This is a genomic window from Pseudomonas sp. FG47 (assembly GCF_057809115.1).
In genome coordinates this window covers 124,138-140,934 of record NZ_JBMDJI010000009.1, presented here as the reverse complement: position 1 = coordinate 140,934, position 16,797 = coordinate 124,138, and the positions used below count along the sequence as shown (strand labels likewise).

At 61.6% G+C, this 16,797-nt stretch carries 14 protein-coding genes and 1 pseudogene; 3 read left to right on the top strand and 12 right to left on the bottom strand.

Annotated features, from left to right (window positions below; all coding sequences use genetic code 11):
• The 3 genes and pseudogenes from ACODS5_RS10430 to ACODS5_RS10420 all read right to left on the bottom strand — a co-directional run.
• Positions 1-670 (bottom strand): annotated as a pseudogene (locus tag ACODS5_RS10430) (RHS repeat protein); the annotation flags it as partial.
• A gap of 103 nt (positions 671-773) precedes the next feature.
• A complete protein-coding gene (locus ACODS5_RS10425; RefSeq protein WP_489108600.1) occupies positions 774-1,757 on the bottom strand; it encodes a fatty acid desaturase family protein in 984 nt (327 codons plus the stop codon).
• A gap of 27 nt (positions 1,758-1,784) precedes the next feature.
• Complete coding sequence (locus ACODS5_RS10420; RefSeq protein WP_489108599.1) at positions 1,785-2,669, bottom strand: hypothetical protein; 885 nt, start codon at positions 2,667-2,669, stop codon at positions 1,785-1,787.
• 1,706 nt (positions 2,670-4,375) lie between these two features.
• Between ACODS5_RS10420 and ACODS5_RS10415 the strand changes: the two genes are divergently transcribed.
• The gene (locus ACODS5_RS10415; RefSeq protein WP_489108598.1) at positions 4,376-4,876 is read left to right on the top strand and encodes a transcriptional regulator; all 501 of its coding nucleotides are present in this window, start codon (positions 4,376-4,378) and stop codon (positions 4,874-4,876) included.
• Positions 4,877-4,946: 70 nt separating this feature from the next.
• Here the strand turns inward: ACODS5_RS10415 and ACODS5_RS10410 are convergent, their stop codons facing one another.
• The 9 genes from ACODS5_RS10410 to ACODS5_RS10370 form a co-directional block, all read right to left on the bottom strand.
• Positions 4,947-5,912, bottom strand: a complete 966-nt coding sequence (locus tag ACODS5_RS10410; RefSeq protein ID WP_489108597.1) for a hypothetical protein — start codon at positions 5,910-5,912, stop codon at positions 4,947-4,949.
• 51 nt (positions 5,913-5,963) lie between these two features.
• The gene (locus ACODS5_RS10405) at positions 5,964-6,584 is read right to left on the bottom strand and encodes a dTMP kinase (RefSeq protein WP_134690697.1); all 621 of its coding nucleotides are present in this window, start codon (positions 6,582-6,584) and stop codon (positions 5,964-5,966) included.
• A gap of 57 nt (positions 6,585-6,641) precedes the next feature.
• Positions 6,642-7,067 carry a PA0061/PA0062 family lipoprotein gene (locus ACODS5_RS10400; RefSeq protein WP_489108596.1) on the bottom strand — a complete coding sequence of 142 codons (426 nt, stop codon included), beginning with the start codon at positions 7,065-7,067 and terminating at the stop codon, positions 6,642-6,644.
• A 74-nt stretch (positions 7,068-7,141) separates the two neighbouring features.
• Positions 7,142-9,277, bottom strand: a complete 2,136-nt coding sequence (locus ACODS5_RS10395) for a hypothetical protein (RefSeq protein ID WP_489108595.1) — start codon at positions 9,275-9,277, stop codon at positions 7,142-7,144.
• Positions 9,264-10,466: a DUF3142 domain-containing protein gene (locus tag ACODS5_RS10390; protein ID WP_489108594.1), complete on the bottom strand. Its 1,203-nt coding sequence runs from the start codon at positions 10,464-10,466 to the stop codon at positions 9,264-9,266. Before ACODS5_RS10390 ends, ACODS5_RS10395 begins: the two co-directional genes overlap by 14 nt.
• Before the next feature lie 88 nt (positions 10,467-10,554).
• The gene (locus ACODS5_RS10385; protein ID WP_489108593.1) at positions 10,555-11,160 is read right to left on the bottom strand and encodes a class I SAM-dependent methyltransferase; all 606 of its coding nucleotides are present in this window, start codon (positions 11,158-11,160) and stop codon (positions 10,555-10,557) included.
• Positions 11,133-11,450 (bottom strand): hypothetical protein, encoded by a 318-nt coding sequence (locus ACODS5_RS10380; RefSeq protein WP_489108592.1) that lies wholly within the window; start codon positions 11,448-11,450, stop codon positions 11,133-11,135. The genes ACODS5_RS10385 and ACODS5_RS10380 overlap by 28 nt, the downstream gene beginning before the upstream one ends.
• 222 nt (positions 11,451-11,672) lie before the next feature.
• A complete protein-coding gene (locus ACODS5_RS10375; RefSeq protein WP_489108591.1) occupies positions 11,673-12,026 on the bottom strand; it encodes a hypothetical protein in 354 nt (117 codons plus the stop codon).
• 170 nt (positions 12,027-12,196) lie between these two features.
• Positions 12,197-15,052, bottom strand: coding sequence for an RHS repeat-associated core domain-containing protein (locus tag ACODS5_RS10370; protein WP_489108590.1), 2,856 nt, complete (start codon positions 15,050-15,052; stop codon positions 12,197-12,199).
• 266 nt (positions 15,053-15,318) lie between these two features.
• Here ACODS5_RS10370 and ACODS5_RS10365 point away from each other — a divergent pair, with 266 nt between their 5' ends.
• On the top strand, positions 15,319-16,095 hold the full coding sequence (locus ACODS5_RS10365) for an ABC transporter substrate-binding protein (RefSeq protein WP_489108589.1): 777 nt from the start codon (positions 15,319-15,321) through the stop codon (positions 16,093-16,095).
• A 12-nt stretch (positions 16,096-16,107) separates the two neighbouring features.
• Positions 16,108-16,797: an ABC transporter permease gene (locus ACODS5_RS10360; protein ID WP_134690683.1), complete on the top strand. Its 690-nt coding sequence runs from the start codon at positions 16,108-16,110 to the stop codon at positions 16,795-16,797.

Below are 16,797 nucleotides of genomic sequence, written 5' to 3'. Positions count from 1 at the left end.
TGCAGCTGCTGGTGAACACCTCTGGGGCGAGCAAGCCTGCCCAGTCAGCTTCGTCTGCGCCTTGCCAATCCGCGCTGTCGCCGTCCTCGAGCAGTTGTCGGGTGGCCGAAAGCGTCGCGCCGGTCAAACCCAGGCCGTCGATTTGCTGCCGGCCGGCGGTGTCGTAGTGGCGACTCAGTTGCCCGGCCAGGTTGCGCGCCTTCGCTGCCGGGTCGTTGGCCGCCCAGACCAAGCGTTCGGTAATCTGCGGTGGCGCTGCGGGCAGTTGGTCATCGACCTGGAGCAAACGCCCGGCTTGTGGCGCCGCTTCGTAGTGCCTGCGGCGCGTGACGCCTGTGGCGCCGACCCGCAGCAGCGGGCGGCCGGCGCTGTCATTCAAGGTGAGTACATGGCCAGCGTCGACACTTTGGCTGGCAATCACCGCGCCGGTAAATGCCGGATGCAGGATCAGGTTGGCTTTTACGCTCGGGTCTGTCTGTTGGCGCGTGGCAAGCCTGGGGTCGATGCTTTGTACCGGATGGCCGAGGGCGTCGAATTGCTGGCGGGTGATGCGCGTGTCCAGCCCTGGAGTCTCGGGGTGCCGGCAATAGCGTATTTCACGGATGGCTTCGCCACGGTTGCTGCGCACGGCGACCGATGGAGTATCGCGATCCAGTGCTCCACGGGCCATATGCTTGATCCTTGAGCGTAGCGACGGACAATGGAAGACAGCATAGGCTGCAAGCCCGAGCACCACACCTGATAGAAATAACAGGTGCGGTGCAATTCAAGGACTAACCCCGTCGATCGAAGAAGTGACCCATCAGCTGAAGCAGGGGGCGCCGACGATTTTTCCGGGCAAAGGCCCACTCATGGAGTTGCGAAGGCTCATGGCCAGCCTCCTGTTCGTGCAGCAACCTATTGACCTCGGGTAGGCGGTACCAGGGCACGGAAGGAAAGGCGTGGTGGACGATATGCAGGTTGAAGTTGAGGATCACGAAACTTGACCACAGCGGCAGGCTCTTGCAGTCATGGGACACCTGGTCCTGCTCCCAGAACTGCAGGCGCCCGGCATCCCTGGCCAGCAGCGGCGCCTCGGCATGGTGCGGCAGATTGAGCAGCTCGACCATGAAGAACAAAAACGCCCAGACGATCAGGTAGAACGCCAGCAGATCCAGCAGGTGCCCCAGGCTCAAGGCCAGCGCCGCCGCTGCCAAGTACCCCAGCAGGTACAGCTGGGCGAAACGCACCTCCTTGAGCAGGCGTGGCGAGTCATCGCCCTTGGCCCTGGCGATGAACGGCGCGCGCCAGTTGAGCAGGAAATGGTTGGCGGCGATCATCGGAATCCAATGTTTCCAGTAGAACTCCAAGGTGCGCTCCTGCTTCTTGGTCATTACCGCGAACTTCTCGATCATGCCGCGGTTTTCTGGATCGTTCAGCGGGTGTGCGGTCCAGGTGTGGTGGGCCATGTGGAAGCGCCGGCGGACCAGGAACGGCAAGGCTATCAGCCAACCACTGCAATGGCCGATGAAGTCGTTGAGCCGTCTGTTCTGCGCGGCCGCGCCGTGCAAGGCCTCGTGCAGGATCAGGTAGACCTGCACCGTGGCGAAACCTGCCAGCCCCAGCCCCAGCACCTTGAGCAGCAGGGCATCCATTAGCCACAGGTTCCAGGCCAACACCAGCAGCAACAGGTCGGCCAGCCACAACATGACGGTCCAGGGTTCCTTGGCGCCGTCGGGGATCTGCTGGCGAGCGGCCAGCCATTGGTCTTTGGTCATTGTCTTGATTCCGTGAAGGAGTGGGCGTCAGGCATGTGCCTGGGCAAGGCGCAGCCCGCACAGGCGCTTGGCCAACTGGGCATAGGCCAGGTCGAAGAAGCTCACCTGGTCGTCGAAACCGTGGCTGCGCGGGCGGGTGGCGAAGTTTTGCAGCACCAGTTGGATGCAGTCATAGCGGGCGCCGCCCTCGAGGTGCCAGGCGGGCAGGTAGGCCGTGATGGTGAACCCCAGGCCGATCAGGCCGGCGAGCAGTTCCAGCTTGTCGGCAAGAATCTGTACGCAGACGTACTGCAAATCTGGCGATTGCCGCAGCAGGCTGATGATCTCGGCCAGCGCACGCGGCTGCGGCAGGTAGCCGCCTGCCTGGCCCGACAGCGTCAGCGTGCTGTTGACGGGGTCATGGCAGTAGAGCAACTGACCATGCTTCGCCAGGCTGGCCGGGCCACTGAGGCAGGTCTGCGGATAAGTGCCTGGCCTGGCTTCAAAGCCAAGCGCCTGATACAGGTGTTGGCTGATTACCTCTGCGCCAGGGGCACGCGCGTACCACGGGGCGATATGCCGCAAACCAGCCAACTTGGCAGGGAGCAGGGCGGTCAGGTGGTATTCGCGAATGCCGTCCACTGTGTCGGGGCCGCCGTCGTGGCCCACCAGCACGCCGGGGCGCAGCTTGAGCATCAAGGCATGGCTGGCGATGTTGCGGGTGACGTAGAACCCCAGCTCCATGGGCTGTGGGCGGTGGCTGTCGAAGCTCAGCTCGATCAGTTTGGAAATGGCGCCGGTTCTGCGCGCGGCGGGGTGGACCACGCCGTGGCAGACCTCCCAGGACTGGTTCCAGGGGCGCCGGGCAATGCAACCGCAACCCATGATGATCGAATCGAGTTCCACCACATACCAAAGCTGCAATCCGGACATCAGCGAATCGCGTATATAACCGGGACTTTGGCAGGGGTGAGTGGTATTACCATAAACCGTCTGAAATAGCTCGGCCAGGCGTGCGCTATCTTTAAGCGCAGCGGGCCGATAACTGAATGAATCATTGTTATTGCCGATATCCCCGCAAAAGGATACAGCACTGCGCGCATGGTGTTTTAAGGTCATGGCACACCTCTCTATTGGTATTGTCGGAAACGCCAGCGCGGTGACGACTGCAGGGCAGGTCACAGGCAGGCAAGACGGTGCCGAACAGTCGTGGATGTCAGCTAGGCCTTAGCGCAATGGGCGGCAAGCTAGCGTGATCGCATGTGCCTTTGAGGTGGGAGGCGTGGGTTTTCCGACAACACAGCTGTGCATCATCCCTGTGCATGAACATCCAATAACTCCTGTTATTACGTATTTGCCTTGAACACGCCATGGGAATCCTTCCGCAGGGCACGTCCGACTATAGATCGTCATTGCGCGCTGTCAAACTCGCTATTTACGAATAATCCAAAAGGAGGTTTACTCAACTAAATGGTTATTTAGTTGAGTTATAATTCAGGGACACAAAAACGGGGGCAGGGTGTATCTGACCTATGAAGACTACTGACCCCTTCATTTAATATGGCAAACCTTCAAAGGAATGAGACGCCTGTACGCACGGTTCGCCGTAGCGCCATTGTTGTTGCACCCCATGATCGCTTGACATGATTGCCCCCAGCACCTGCAAACCTGGGTCTAATCCTGCATCCGACGCTCAAACTCGACAGCGAGCATGCAGTCTGCAGGCCAATCCAGCGGATGCCTGCCTTGCCGATGCGGGTGAACGTCGATTGCTGACAGTGGCAAGATCCGGCTCACAGCTACCAACGCGCCGCGATTGCTTCTGACGCGATGCGTTTTCAGGCTTGCAGTTGGACATTGCGCTGTCGAATTTACGGGCGTTTGGGATGCGCATCAGCCATTGCTGCTCGTCCCGGGCCAATCCGCACAACAAGACGCTTCGCAGTTGCGCCAGATCACGGGTCACCTGGTGGTCGCTGGGAGCCATGGCGAGTGGAATGGTTTCCTTGACAAGGATGACGAGCCGCAAACTATGACGGCAATCGCTATGAGGTTCCGAAGGGTTTGACGTATCGGTGAGTAGGACTGGATCTTGGATGAGGCGTTGCTGGAGACTGAAATCTGGCCTGTCACTGGGCGTGGCGCTCAATACGAATGTTCGCATAATGTATATTATGTTAAATCATGTATAGAAGCCTTACCCAAGCCCCCGCCGAATCTGCGCCACCACCTGCGTCGTCGCCACTTCTGTGCCTTGCCGCATCACCGGAAACAATCCCTTCACGACGCGTTGCCCGCGACTGAAACCTGAGCTGCGGCCAGTCACTGTCGAATTCAGATCTGCCCACGAGATCTCCACCCTGCGTGCACAGAGATCCAGATGTCAGGGTAATTGCTGGACATCGCCGGCTGCTCTCAGGCCAACCAGGCAATGCTCGGGGCTCACTGTCTGCCTGTGCTGTCCGATAAGGCCAAGCAATCAAATGAGTCGAATTTGTCTCATTTGATTGATTTGAGGCTCTTCCTCTTTTATCCTTGCCCCCCGACGCTGTTAACGCAGGCCAGTCTGCGCACTCCAAGACGCCGCACTGCCTGCTGAAGTCCTTGAAACCCACATCACCCGCTCCGAGGAAATGGATATGCTGTTGCGCACCGTTGTCGCACTCCTGGCTTTTTGCAGCTTGCCGTTGATGGCCGCTGAAAGTGAAATGCCCACGGGCAAGGAGGTCATGAAACAGAACCAGGCGCTGATTCAAAACAATCTGGACGATGCTGACTATAAGCGTAAACAGATCGTCAAGACCCACATGGACCTGACGGGCGCGGAGAACGAAAAGTTTTGGCCGATCTACAACACCTATCGCGCCGAAGCACTGAAGATCAACAAGGGCATCCTCGAAACCATGATTGATTACGGTCAGGCTTACAGCAAAGGCTATGTCACCGACGCCCTTGCAACCGACCTGCTCAATCGCATTTATACGCTTCAGGAAGACCACATCCAATTGCGGGAAAAATACACACGTCGCCTCGCCGAGGATATCTCCCCTAAGCGCGCCATGCGCTTCTTGCAGATCGAAACACAATTGGACGCTATGCTGGAAATCGATATCAGCCGGCAGGTACCGCTGGCGGAATAACCTCTTCCCTGAGCAGCGGGCCGCGACCGGCAATCGCCGACTCGGCCCATGGCCCGAGCGCGCTCGGCTCCTATGCGTCCTGGACATCCCAGGCAGCCTTGGCGTTTCGTACACGCCTTCTCGACGCAGCCAGCGTTACCCGCTTTCTCGCGAGAACCGGGGGCTCAGGAATATCCCACCCATTCGAGACCATTGATCGCAAGTCGTAGCCCATCATGAAGAGCCCCGCTTCAAAGCGGTGGCAGCGTTCATCGATGCTCGGCCCTGGGAAGATTTCATCGTGGGTTTCCAGCAAGTGACGCACGATCCAACCGAGCTGTAGCTGGCGGGCCGCCCATTCGTGTGGCTTGTTTCGATTCAACCGTTGCGTACCCGAGTACTTATCAGCGAGCAACTGGGGGTTTCTCAGTTGTATCCCTGGGCCTTCATCCCAAGCAAAAATCTCGTGGTTGGCTGCAGGTCCACTTCGCGGACAGACACTCGATCGGTACAGGTGGTAAAGCGTCGCCGCGGCGGCGGCCACTCTGCCATCCAAAATAGGTGAACCGGTCTGATCGAAGATGGCGTGGATCTTGGTCAGCCCCGAGTTAAATGCTGGAACGGATTTAATGGTGATACCGGATAGCCGATTGGCGCCGTCCAGTCGCAGCAGTTCCTCGACACTGTGCAGATACTTCAGCAGTTCACCGCTGTTTGCCAGTTCCGTCAGGAATGAGACAGACGCAGGTTTGAGAACACCTCCCCATTTGAGGATCTCTTCGCATACGGTATACGCCGATTTCACGTCATTGCTTGCTGACGCAAGGCGTAGGCGTTCACGGAATGCCCGGAGGATAGCGCTCACCTTGTCCCACTCCCCCGCCCACTGATAAGCCTGCTGGGCACCCTCGATACCTACGACCTTTTTGTTCAGCCCTCCTTTTACATACTTGCTGCGAGCAAAACGCAGGTCGATGGGCAAGCCAGGCAGGGTCACCGCCATCCATGAGACAAAACCCTGCACATCATCAGACTTCAAAAATTCATCACGATTCATCCATTGCTCCGAGTCGTTTCTGCAAGAGGCACTCGCCAGTGAACAATAATTTTAATCCTGCGTTGCAAACATCCGCCGAATCTGCGCCACCACCTGCATCGTCGCTTCTTCCAGGCTCCCTTCGTTGCGACACAACACCCATCCTTGTTCCGCAGCCACGCGCTCGAACGCCTCGGTACACGCCACATGTTCATCGAACGCATGCATCACCGTGCTGCGCAATCCACTGTTGCGTGCCGTCGCCCTGGCCCAGGAAATCTCCGGCGCCGTGACAACCCCCACATGCACATCCGGCACCCGCACATTGCGCTCGATGTTCATCTGCAAGATCTCGGCAAACGGCACCAACCGGCGAAACGCGGCATCGGACGGATACCAGCGATCGATCAGGATGATGCTGCCAGCCGGCTGCTGAGGCAGCACCTGCTGCGAGATCCAGGCGCGGCTATCGGCCAGGCGCTGACAAACCCGCAGTTCCAGTTCACGACAAGGGTCCCTGACGAACTGGTTTACCAGCGCCATGGTTTCTGCCCGGTAGGGATCGCGGTTTCTCTCGCTGATGCGAATCACCATCCTGTTGTCTGCCCGCAGCACCTGGGTGACGGTCTCCAGCAAGGTGGTCTTGCCGGTACCCTTGGGCCCATCCAGCGAAATGAACAGCGATCGACTCATGTTTAAGGCAACACTCGGGCAGGCATGGCAAAGCACTTAAGGTAAAAGGTTGCGCCGCTACATCAGGCAGTAATACTCGCTGACCTCGGCGACGATATGGCGTGCGGTATTGTACAGCCTGGCTTGCGGCGTCAATGCCATGGAGCGTGCCTCGAGCACATAACGTTGGCCAGCCTGGAAATGCGGGTATTGCAGGGTCAGGTAACACTGGCGCACGGTCGTACCGCCCATCAGGTCCATGCCGCCGCCACCGTTTGCCTCGTAATCGAAGCGAACTACCAGTTCATGGCTGCCGGGGCTGACCTGGAAGAAACGACCTTCGCTCAGACGCTGTCGGTCCAGGCGTTCGGCCAGCAGCACGCGGTCGTTGGGGAACGGCATCGACAAGTCGACCCAGGCCATCTGCGGGTCGGCGGCGGGCATGGGCGCCTGGCACGCGGGCGTCGCGCTGATGGCGAGCAACAACAGCATCAACCTGCGCATGATCAGCACCCCTGCGCTCGGCGCGTCTGGCTCAACCACAGCTTCAGTCTAGTTGAGCCATTCCCGCCCTCCTCCTACGCCTTCGACTTGCGCCGACGCAGCCACAGCCAGGCCAGACCGGCCAAGACCACCAAGCCGGCCGGCAGCACCTGCGCCTTGTAGGGCCGCAGCGTGGTGCGCGCCTGGTCCAGTGATTCGGTCAGGTAACGCTTGTTGGCCTGGTCGAACCTGGGCTGTTCGCACTGTTTGCCGAAATCTTCCGCCCACATCACGAAAGGCCCTTGCTGGACATAACGTTTGTACAGGGCGATTTCCTGGTCGCTGCCCGCCACCCAGCCTGCCGCCGTGCACAGCACCGCCGCGAAGGCCTGGCTGCTGTGGGGCAACTGGTCCGCGGCCTGGCTGGCCAGGTCGGCGGCGATATAACGGTAGTGGTAACGCGCGTCAGGCTTGGCTGCGCTCGCCAGTTGACGCTGCAGCTCGCCCGGGCCAATGAAAGGTCCTGGCTTTAGTTCGGCGCTACCGAGGCTGTAGCTGCCGCCCAGCCAGGCATAGTCCGGTGCCATTTCGTAACCGAGAATCTCCATGCCCGCCGTGCGCGCCAGGGTTGCCGCCGCGTACAGCGCTTCGGCGCGGCCAGTGGCGGTCCAGCGCGAGTTGGCGTCCTGGCGGTTCTGACCATAAGCCTTGGCGTCGGCTTGCAACTGCGGCGTGGCGAAATACCCGGGTGCTTCGTCGTAGCGTCCTTCACGCAGCAAGCGCCGGCCCAGCAGTTCGCGCAACTGGGTCGCCACCGGCCGGGGGACGTAGCCACCCTCCTCGGCTTGCGCCAGCGGCGCGGCCGGCACCTGGGCATCGACGTAGCCCTTGAGCTCGTCGACAGTCAACACACGCTCGGCAACGTTCGCCGCATCCTGCCAGTAGATGTCCTGGCTGCGGTACAGCAAGTCGAACGCTTGCAGGTAGTCGCCGCGCTCCAGCGCCAGAATCGCGCCCTCGCCCTCGACCCGGCAACCGGGCTTGAGGCTTTCGTAGTCCCACGCAGGGGTTTGTCGCGCGCCCCACGACTCTTCACGGGGGAACGCCGCGGCAGCCTTGGCATAGGCCGCCGCGGCCTGGGCCTTGTCGCCCTCGCGCAAGGCCAGTTTGGCCCGTAGCCACCAGGCCAGGCCGGTGTCGCCTGCCTGTTGCAGGTAGTCCTTGGCCGCCGCGAAGTCACCCTGCTGGTAGCTCAGCGCCGCCAACCGGTCGGCATCGTCCAGCGGTTCGCCGACACTGGCCCGCAGCAAGGCGGGCAAGCGCTGTTCCTGGGGTGGTTGCTGGCGGTCGTAATCCCAGCCGATATGGCTGAGCAGGTAGGCGGTCAGCAGCTTGCGCGGCAGCGGTTGCTGCAACTGCACCTTCAGTTGCTCATCGGGCATGGCCACCAGTTCGTCGGCCAGTTGCCGCAATGAGCTGTAGCCGCTGCCCGAGCCCAGGCGGCTCTGGTTGGCGTACAACTGCACGGCGCTGTTCCAGTCGCCGGCCAGCTTGGCCAGGCGGGCTTCCTCGCCGAGGCTGGCAACGCCCAGCTCCAGCGGGTCGCTGAACCCCTCGGCGCTGAGCGCCCGGGCCTGCTGGAACGCTTGCCGGGCCTGGGCTTGAAGCGTCTGCGCGGCATCGCCGGCCGCCTCGCTCTGGGCGGCCAGGGCGCGTCCCCGTGAATACGCCGCCCAGGTACTGCGCAGCTTGCGTTGCTCGGCGGGCAAGGCCAGCACCTGGGCGAAATAATCCGCCGCCAGGCCATGCTCGTCGGTGTCGAAGGCTACCGCGCCCGCCAGGTACAGGCGCAGCTCAACGGGTAGATCGACGCCCTGCTCCATTACCTGTCGAGGGTCGTGCAGGCTACGCAACTGCGCGACTTTCGCCTGCAGCGGCGCTGGCAGCTCGCTGGCCTCGGCCTGGCTGCGTTGCTCGCGATAAGGCCGTGCGTTGTCGTCACTGTCCCAGTACGGGGTCAGGGTGATGTCGGTGGTGGGTTTGAGCCCCGCCACCTGCTGGCCAAGGCGGTTGACTTCGAAGGCAAAGTTGCCTTCTGGCAACTCGGCCAGGGTTTGCGCGCGGTCACCCAGCAACTGCATCGGGAAGTCGGGGCCGCAGGCCAGCGCTGCGCCGGCAGGCAGGCTCAGGGACAGCGCCAGCAGGCGCCGGGGCCAGTTAGGGGTAGACATTCCACGCTCCTTGATCGATGCCATGGCAGCGTGCCCAGCCAAGGGCGCGCCGGCCGCCAGCGGCGACGCGCGCGCTGGACTGGCGGTTGAAAAACAGATGTTCGCGGGACTGCTGCAGGCGGTAGCCGTTCACGGCGTCCGCGGTGTCGCACAGCTCGACGGCAAGGGCCACCTGGGCGGGCAACGGCAAGTCGAGGTTGCCGACGTTGGCCAGGCTGATGTCGTACAGCCCCGCCTGCTCCGACAGCTCGACCCGCCACTGGCTGGCGAGCACTTCGCCGCGCGCCACCGCCTTGAGGGTGGTCAGGCTCCAGGCGCGGCGGTCGCCGGGCAGCGGCAGACGGAACCAGATCAGCCCGGCCAGGTGGGCAGGTGGCTGGTTGCGCAGTTGCCGCCCCAAGTCGACCAACTGCTGCGGATCGGCCAGCAGCTCGTGGCGCTCGCCGGCACGGTTCAAGGGGACTTCGCTTTCCACCACCGGCGCGCCACCGCTGTCAGGCAGCAGCGCAACGCCATAGGCGGGCAAGGCCAGGTAGAAGGGTTTGTCGCTGACGCGGCTCCAGCGTTTGGCCCATTGCCTGGCCTGAATCGGATCGAACAGGCCACGGCGCGGGTCGCTGACCGCGTGTACCTGCAGCACGCTGCTGTCCACCGCCTGCAACAGCGCCGCCAGGTGCGGGCTGGAGAGCCAGGCTGGCAAGGCGGTGATGCTGAGTTTCATCGCGGGCGGCAGTTGTTCGCGCAGGTTCACGAGGAAGGCGGTATACCCAGGCAAGCGGGCGCTGGCGCTGTCATGGTCGATCTCCAGCCCCTCTGGGATCACGCCGGCGGCTTGCCAGTCCGCCAGCAGCCGAGCGATCTGGGCTTGGGCGGCCTGCAGGTCAAGCGCGGGAAGCTGGCCGTCCAGGCGCACCACCGCGATCAGCGGGCGGCCATCAGCCTTGAGCCGGGGCAGGTCGACCAGCGCCCTGCTCCACCCCGCCTTGGGCTGGGCCTGCAGCGCCAGCACCCTGAGGGTCGAGAAATCCGCCCGGCTGTCGGCCAGGGCCTGGGCGTGGGCCGGGCGCCATTGGCGCTGCCAGATATACAGTTGCTGGTCCAGGGGCGGCGCGGGGGCCGGCTGGCAGCCGGCGAGCGCGGCGAAAACGAAACAGCCGAGCAGGCGGCGCACGGGCGACTTGGTGGGCATACAGTCCTTTGTCTGGCGCGGTTGGGCGCCGTTGCGAGGGGGCGATAGTACCTCAACGCAGCACCCGGCGAACACATCGCGACTAGGCTCAGGCCGGCCGACTCAGCAACAGGTAGATGACGTTGCGGTATGGGTCGTAATAAAGGCAGGTGTGCGGCGATGCGCCCTGGGGTATGAACGCCCTCATCTGCTCACGGGAGCGCACCACCAGGTTCCAGTCCATGAAAGCCTCCATGTAGCCGCGCCCCCAGTTGTCGATGGTGAAGTTGGCGATCAGCAGCTTTCCCCCTGGGTTGAGCTTGGCCATCAGCCAGGCCGTGAGCTGACTTGCCTGGCTGCTGGTGAGGTAGTCATAAATGCCGATGCTGTAGATGAAGTCGAAACCGCTGTGCTCATCTCGCGCGGGCAGTTGCTTGAGGTTGCAGTGCCATGGCGTGATCTCGGGGGCGCCTCGCCTGGCCTCGTCCAGGGTCTGCGGATCGTTGTCGAGCGCGACAAAACGGCTGATACGCGCCCGGGTCGTAAGTTCGAGCAACTCCAGTTCGCGGCAGTGGCCGCAGGCAACGCTGAGGATGGACAGGGCCTGCTGTCGACGCGCGATCTGTTCGATCAGGCCGGCGATGTGCACGCGCCGCCAGCGCACGCTGAGCGCATTCGGGCTGGCGGTCACGACGTCGAAGATGCGTTTGCCCAACGCGCTGGCATCGGCCGGCGGCTGTTGGTAGTAGGCAAATCCAGCATCACCGCGTCGCCCGGATAACCCCTGGGCTTGTCGTAGGCCCGCGAGGTGTAGGGGTCTTCCTTGAGCAGTTGGAAAATAGGGTGCTGGCGGCAATGGTCGATCACGGTTTCCCGCCAGAGTGTGTCGCAAAGCCCCTGTCGGTACTCGGTCAACAATTCGTTCAAACAGTTGATGGCATGCAGGTGATCGCCGTTGGCGATGTCATCCTGGAAGTTATCGAGCGCCTTGTCGAAACCTTTCATGGTCGACCTCCGCTGGGCTGCAGGTTCGAATCGCCAGCCACTTCAGCGTAGTCGAGACAGCTGCCCTCGTGCCCATCCAACGCAGGTAGTACATTTGTACTCCGGCGCTGCACACCTGGAGTGAACAGCCCCGCCTGGCAGCGTGGGCTACGATCCGCCGCGAAGCCTTGCTGAGCTCAAAAAACACTCATGGCTGATGGACCGTATTTGCACAACACCACACTAGCTCCTGGCGCACATCTGCGCGGCATCGAGCAAGCGCCCATGGTCGTACCAGGCGTTGCGCTGGTACGCCGAGTACGGGTGCTGGCCACCAGTGGCGCTGACCTTGACCAGGCCGTCGGCCTTGTTCGGGTCGGTGCTGGCAACATACAGCTCCAGGGTATCCTGGCCCTGCACCAGGAAGGTCTGTACCGAGTCTGGCAACTCACTCTTCACGCAACCTAGGTATTGCGACGGGCTTTGCGTCGTGGCGCCGAAGGTGTTGTCGTGGCCTGCGCGTATATCCGGGTCATGCGCGCAACCGGCCAGTAGCGCGCTGGCGGCCAGTGCCAGGCCTGTCATCGAGCGTTTCATGAAACCTCCGATCCCCCACGGCAAGCGCAGGACCGATATCAACCTTTTTAATAGTTAGCTCACGATTGCAAAGACTAGCCTCTGCGCGCACGGCCCGTTAGGCCAGTTGGTTATGGGGCAAAGCCTGCTCGGAGGCACTTGCTACAGGCAGGTGCCTGCCCCAACAAGTCTCAGGCGGCATAGGGTCGAATGTTTTTCATGGGAATAGCAGTGAGAAAGGATACTTCCGCATCATCTTTCGGACCGTGATTCAACGCAATCACACTCGATTCTTCAATGCTCAAGCCATCAAGAAGCAATGAGAACTCCATATTTTTTGTCCGCCCCTCCGGCAATGGTTCAAGACCATTCTTACCGACTCTAAATTCATAGAGTTCGATTGATATTTCATACAGTGGCGCACCTGCACTTTGACCACCCGCCTCAGTATTTATGGCCGTGGACACCCAGACCGTGGTTTTGTCTTTTGTGTACTTTATATAAGTCGACAAGTCGCCAAGCTTGGGCTTTTCACCCCACTTGTTTACGTTTTCAACGACATGCCTAGGTAGGCCAGATGTGTCTCTTTTTCCGACAAAAACACTTGTAAGTTGCCTGGCCATCTTGGCATCCAAGGGCACCCAGGCCTTAAACCCCTCTGGAGAAGTCTTGTTCAAGACCTCATAGCTTCTGTTGTCGGCCCTGAACAGGGTAAATCGAGTTCTCGCGGACACGCTCGAAGCTTTTACCGTCCCACTGGATTCGGGCTTAGAAGCTAAAGGCTGCACAGTATCTGCCGAGACACCAGCGCTTATATTGGGACCTTGACCAATGGCTGCCGGTATGGGTGCGGTACCTGCTTGGCCTTTTTGTACAGCAGCTGCGGGCCGCGAGGGCGCCTGTCGAGCGAGTGGTGTTGAAACAGGGGCAGAAAAGAGCTTTCTGCGCTGCGCAACCGTCATGGGTTCCTGACCGTCATCCGGCGACAACCCATCGACATCAAACAACGTCATCGGATTGTTCCGGACCATCCGATACAAATTTAGCCCGTCCACCGTCCCGGCTGGGTCCGCGCACAACCATCGGCCGGCCCACGGTTGGTAATAACGATGACCGTAGTAATACAACCCAGTTGTGTCTCGTTCCTTGCCTGAGTAGCGAATGGTCTTGTAGCTCGCCTCCACCTGGTTGCGCGCCGACCACACCGCCGTGCCGCCGTAAGGATAGTATTCTTCCTTGCTGATTACGTTGCCCGTAGTATCCACCTCCAGGCCACTACTGCCCATCAAGTTTTCATAACTGTAACGGACCTGATTGTTAGTAATACCCCCCGGTAATCCGTGCACCCAGTGCAACACCCTCACTTGCGCACTACCCGCATCGCCCACGGTGACAACCTGCAGGTTTTCCGTTGGCGTATTGTCGTGTGCGGTCGTCCTCAGCTCCAGCCCCGGCAGGTACAGCGCGCGTTGCGTCTGCATAACGCCGAGGCTCTGCTGTCGGCTAACCTTGAGTAGGCGTTGTCCGTTGGCGCGATAGCGATAGCATTCGCTATCATCAGCCTGCCCCGGACGCACTACTGGTGTTACCTGTTGCAACTCTCCACGCAACGTCCAGGCCAGGGTTTGCCCCGGTTGCAATTGGCACTGATGGCCACCGGCATCGAACAACGCCTCGACCTCCGACGGACTGCCTGCGAGGGTGCTCAGCACCGCCCGGTTGCTACGCTCACTGACCATCATGTCGATGGAATAGCTGTTGCCTGCCACTGGCGAACTGTGACGGATCTGCGTCAGATTGCCACCGATGTCATAGCTATAGGCGCGGGTGTAGGTGGTATAGGCCGCCGTGTCAGGTGGCAGGGGAATGGTGGTGTGTGGCAAACGGCTCCCATGCCGTGCGCCGTTGGCCATCTCGCGTCCAGTGGCGCTGGCCAGCTGGTACAGAGTGTCGTAAACGTAGGTGTTCTTTGGCACCACTTCCTGGTTGCGCCAGAATCGAGTGGCCTCTGCATCATTGCTGACATGCAACACATTGCCGACCGGGTCATAGGCATAACGCAGGTCCTGTAGCACCTTGGCCGGCGCTGCCAAGTGGTCGCTGCGGATCGCAACCAGGCGTTGGGTGCGCGGTGCATAGGTGTAGGTGGTGACCACGCCATTGCCATGCACCTCGCGCAGCTTCTGCCCGGCAGCGCTGTAGCCCAGGGAACTCACGATCGCCTGTTCGGCGCCGTCCTTGATGGTCAGCCAACTTGCCGAGTGCTGGCCTGCCAGGTTGTAGCGCAGGCGTTGGCGATGCCCTGCGGCATCGGTGCTAGCCAGTACCACGCCAGTGGCGTCACCTTCGGTGAGCGTGGTGTAGGTGTCGGAGGCCAGCAGGGTATCCCAGACGGTGCTGTCCTTTCCCTGCCAGTCGGCCAGCGTCTCTGGGTTGTCGCCATCCTTGAGCAAGCGTCGGCTCATTGACAGCGCAGCTCCTGTCAGGGCCAGGCTGTCGGTGGTTTGCAGGCCAGCGGTGTCGTAGTGGCAAATAGGCTGGCCTGCGACGTTGCGCTGCTTGTGCGCCTCGCTGTGGGTACCGTACAGCTGGCGCTCGGTGATGCGTGCTGGCGCGGCGCTGATTTGTTCTTTGATGGCAATGAGTCGACCTGCCTGCACTGGTGGCTCGTACTCGAATGTGCGGGTGACCGCCGCCGCGCGATCATCCTGCATCACTGCATCGGTGCGGATGTTGATCACGTTGAACAGCGGGCGTCCCGCCGTGTCATTCAAGGCCAGCGTGGTGCCGGCATCGACGCTTTGACGGCGCAAATCGTTGCCTTGCAGGTCGGTCGCGTGCGTGAAATTGCTCAGGCCCGTTTTCTGCAGACGGGGGTCGACACTGCGGTTGAGCAAGCCCCGGGCGTCGTAGCTGTGGCGGGTAATGCGCGCCTCGGCCGCCAGCAAGGTATCGGGGTGGCGGTGGTAGGCGATATCCCGTACGGATAGGCCACGGTTGTCTGACACCCTGATCGCGGGGGTGTTGTGGAAGACGTCTGCGCTCACTGCATGCTCCCTGCTGCTCTCGGCCCGGCCAGGCTGCAAGGACTATAGGCCGGGATTTTCATTCCTGCGCGGTAGTGGAGTTGGCCGGCAATGGATGGCGCCGGCTGTGCCGGCGCCTACAGGGCCAGATCATCAGTCGTCAGAATTGATATGTTTATTTTCACTGTATTGATTTGTGAAATTAAACGTGTCATTTTGCGTTTCACCGATGCCACCGCTGGCTACGCCAGCTGGCCGGTACCGCCCTACCCACCGGAGTCGAAAACATGAACAAGACCGGACTTCCCCTCGCGCTGGCACTCTGTGCCCTGAGCGCATTCGCCCAGGCCGAACAGGACAGCCTGCGCATCGGCATCGAGGCCGCCTACCCGCCCTTCTCCTACCGCACCCCCGCCGGCGAGCTGGCCGGCTTCGACTACGACATCGGCAATGCCCTGTGCGCGCAGATGCAGGTGAAATGCCAGTGGGTGATCCAGGAGTTCGACGGCATGATCCCGTCGTTGAAAGTGCGCAAGATCGACGCCGTGCTGTCGTCGATGTCGATCACCGAAGATCGGCTCAAGTCAGTGGACTTCACCGACCGCTACTACCACACCCCCGGCAAGTTCGCGATGAAGGCCGGCAGCCAGTTGCACAACCCGGCCGTGGAGCTCAAGGGCAAGCGGGTCGGGGTACAGCGCGCCTCCACCTACGACCGCTTCGCCACCGAGCAGCTTGAGCCGGCCGGCGTCGAGATCGTCCGCTACGCGGCGCAAAACGAGGCCTTCCTCGACCTGACCGCCGGGCGCCTGGATGCCACCCTGGCCGACAGCGTCAATACCGAGGAAAGCTTCATCAAGACCGCCGCCGGCCAAGGTTTCGCCCTGGTCGGGCCGGACATCAACGACCCGCGGTATTTCGGCCGTGGCGCCGGCATCGCCGTGCGCAAGGGCGATAGCGTCAACCTGGCACGCTTTAACGCCGCGATCGCCGCGATCCGCGCCAACGGCACCTACCAGCAGGTGCAGAGCAAGTACTTCCCGTTCGATATCTACGGTCAATAAAGGGTGCCCATCATGCTGCATGGCTATGGATCGAGCATCCTCGATGGCGCGTGGCTGAGTATCAACCTGGCCCTGCTGGCGATGGCCGTGGCCATCGGCCTGGGCCTGTTCGGCGCGCTGTGTCGGCTGTCGCCGCTGCGCTGGCTGGCGGCCCTGGGCGAGGTCTACACCACGGTGGTGCGCGGCATTCCCGACCTGGTGCTGATCCTGCTGGTGTTCTACGGCGGCCAGGACCTGGTCAACCGCCTCGCGCTGGCCCTGGGCTACCAGCAGTACATCGACATCAACCCATTCATCGCCGGGGTCTGCACCATGGGCTTCATCTTCGGCGCCTACCTTTCGGAAACCTTCCGCGGTGCGTTCCTGGCCCTGCCCGCGGGCCAGGCCGAGGCCGGCGCCGCCTATGGCATGGCGCCCTGGCAGGTGTTCTGGCGCATCAGTCTGCCGCAAATGGTGCGCCTGGCGCTGCCGGGGTTCACCAACAACTGGCTGGTGCTGACCAAGTCGACCGCGCTGATCTCGGTGATCGGTCTGCAGGACATGATGTTCAAGGCCAAGAACGCCGCCGATGCGACTCACCAGCCGTTCACCTTCTTCCTCGCCGTGGCGGCGCTGTACCTGCTGCTGACCAGTGTCTCGCTGCTGCTGTTGAAGGGCGTGGAAAAACGTTACTCGGTGGGCCTCAAGCCTGCCGAGCTGTAA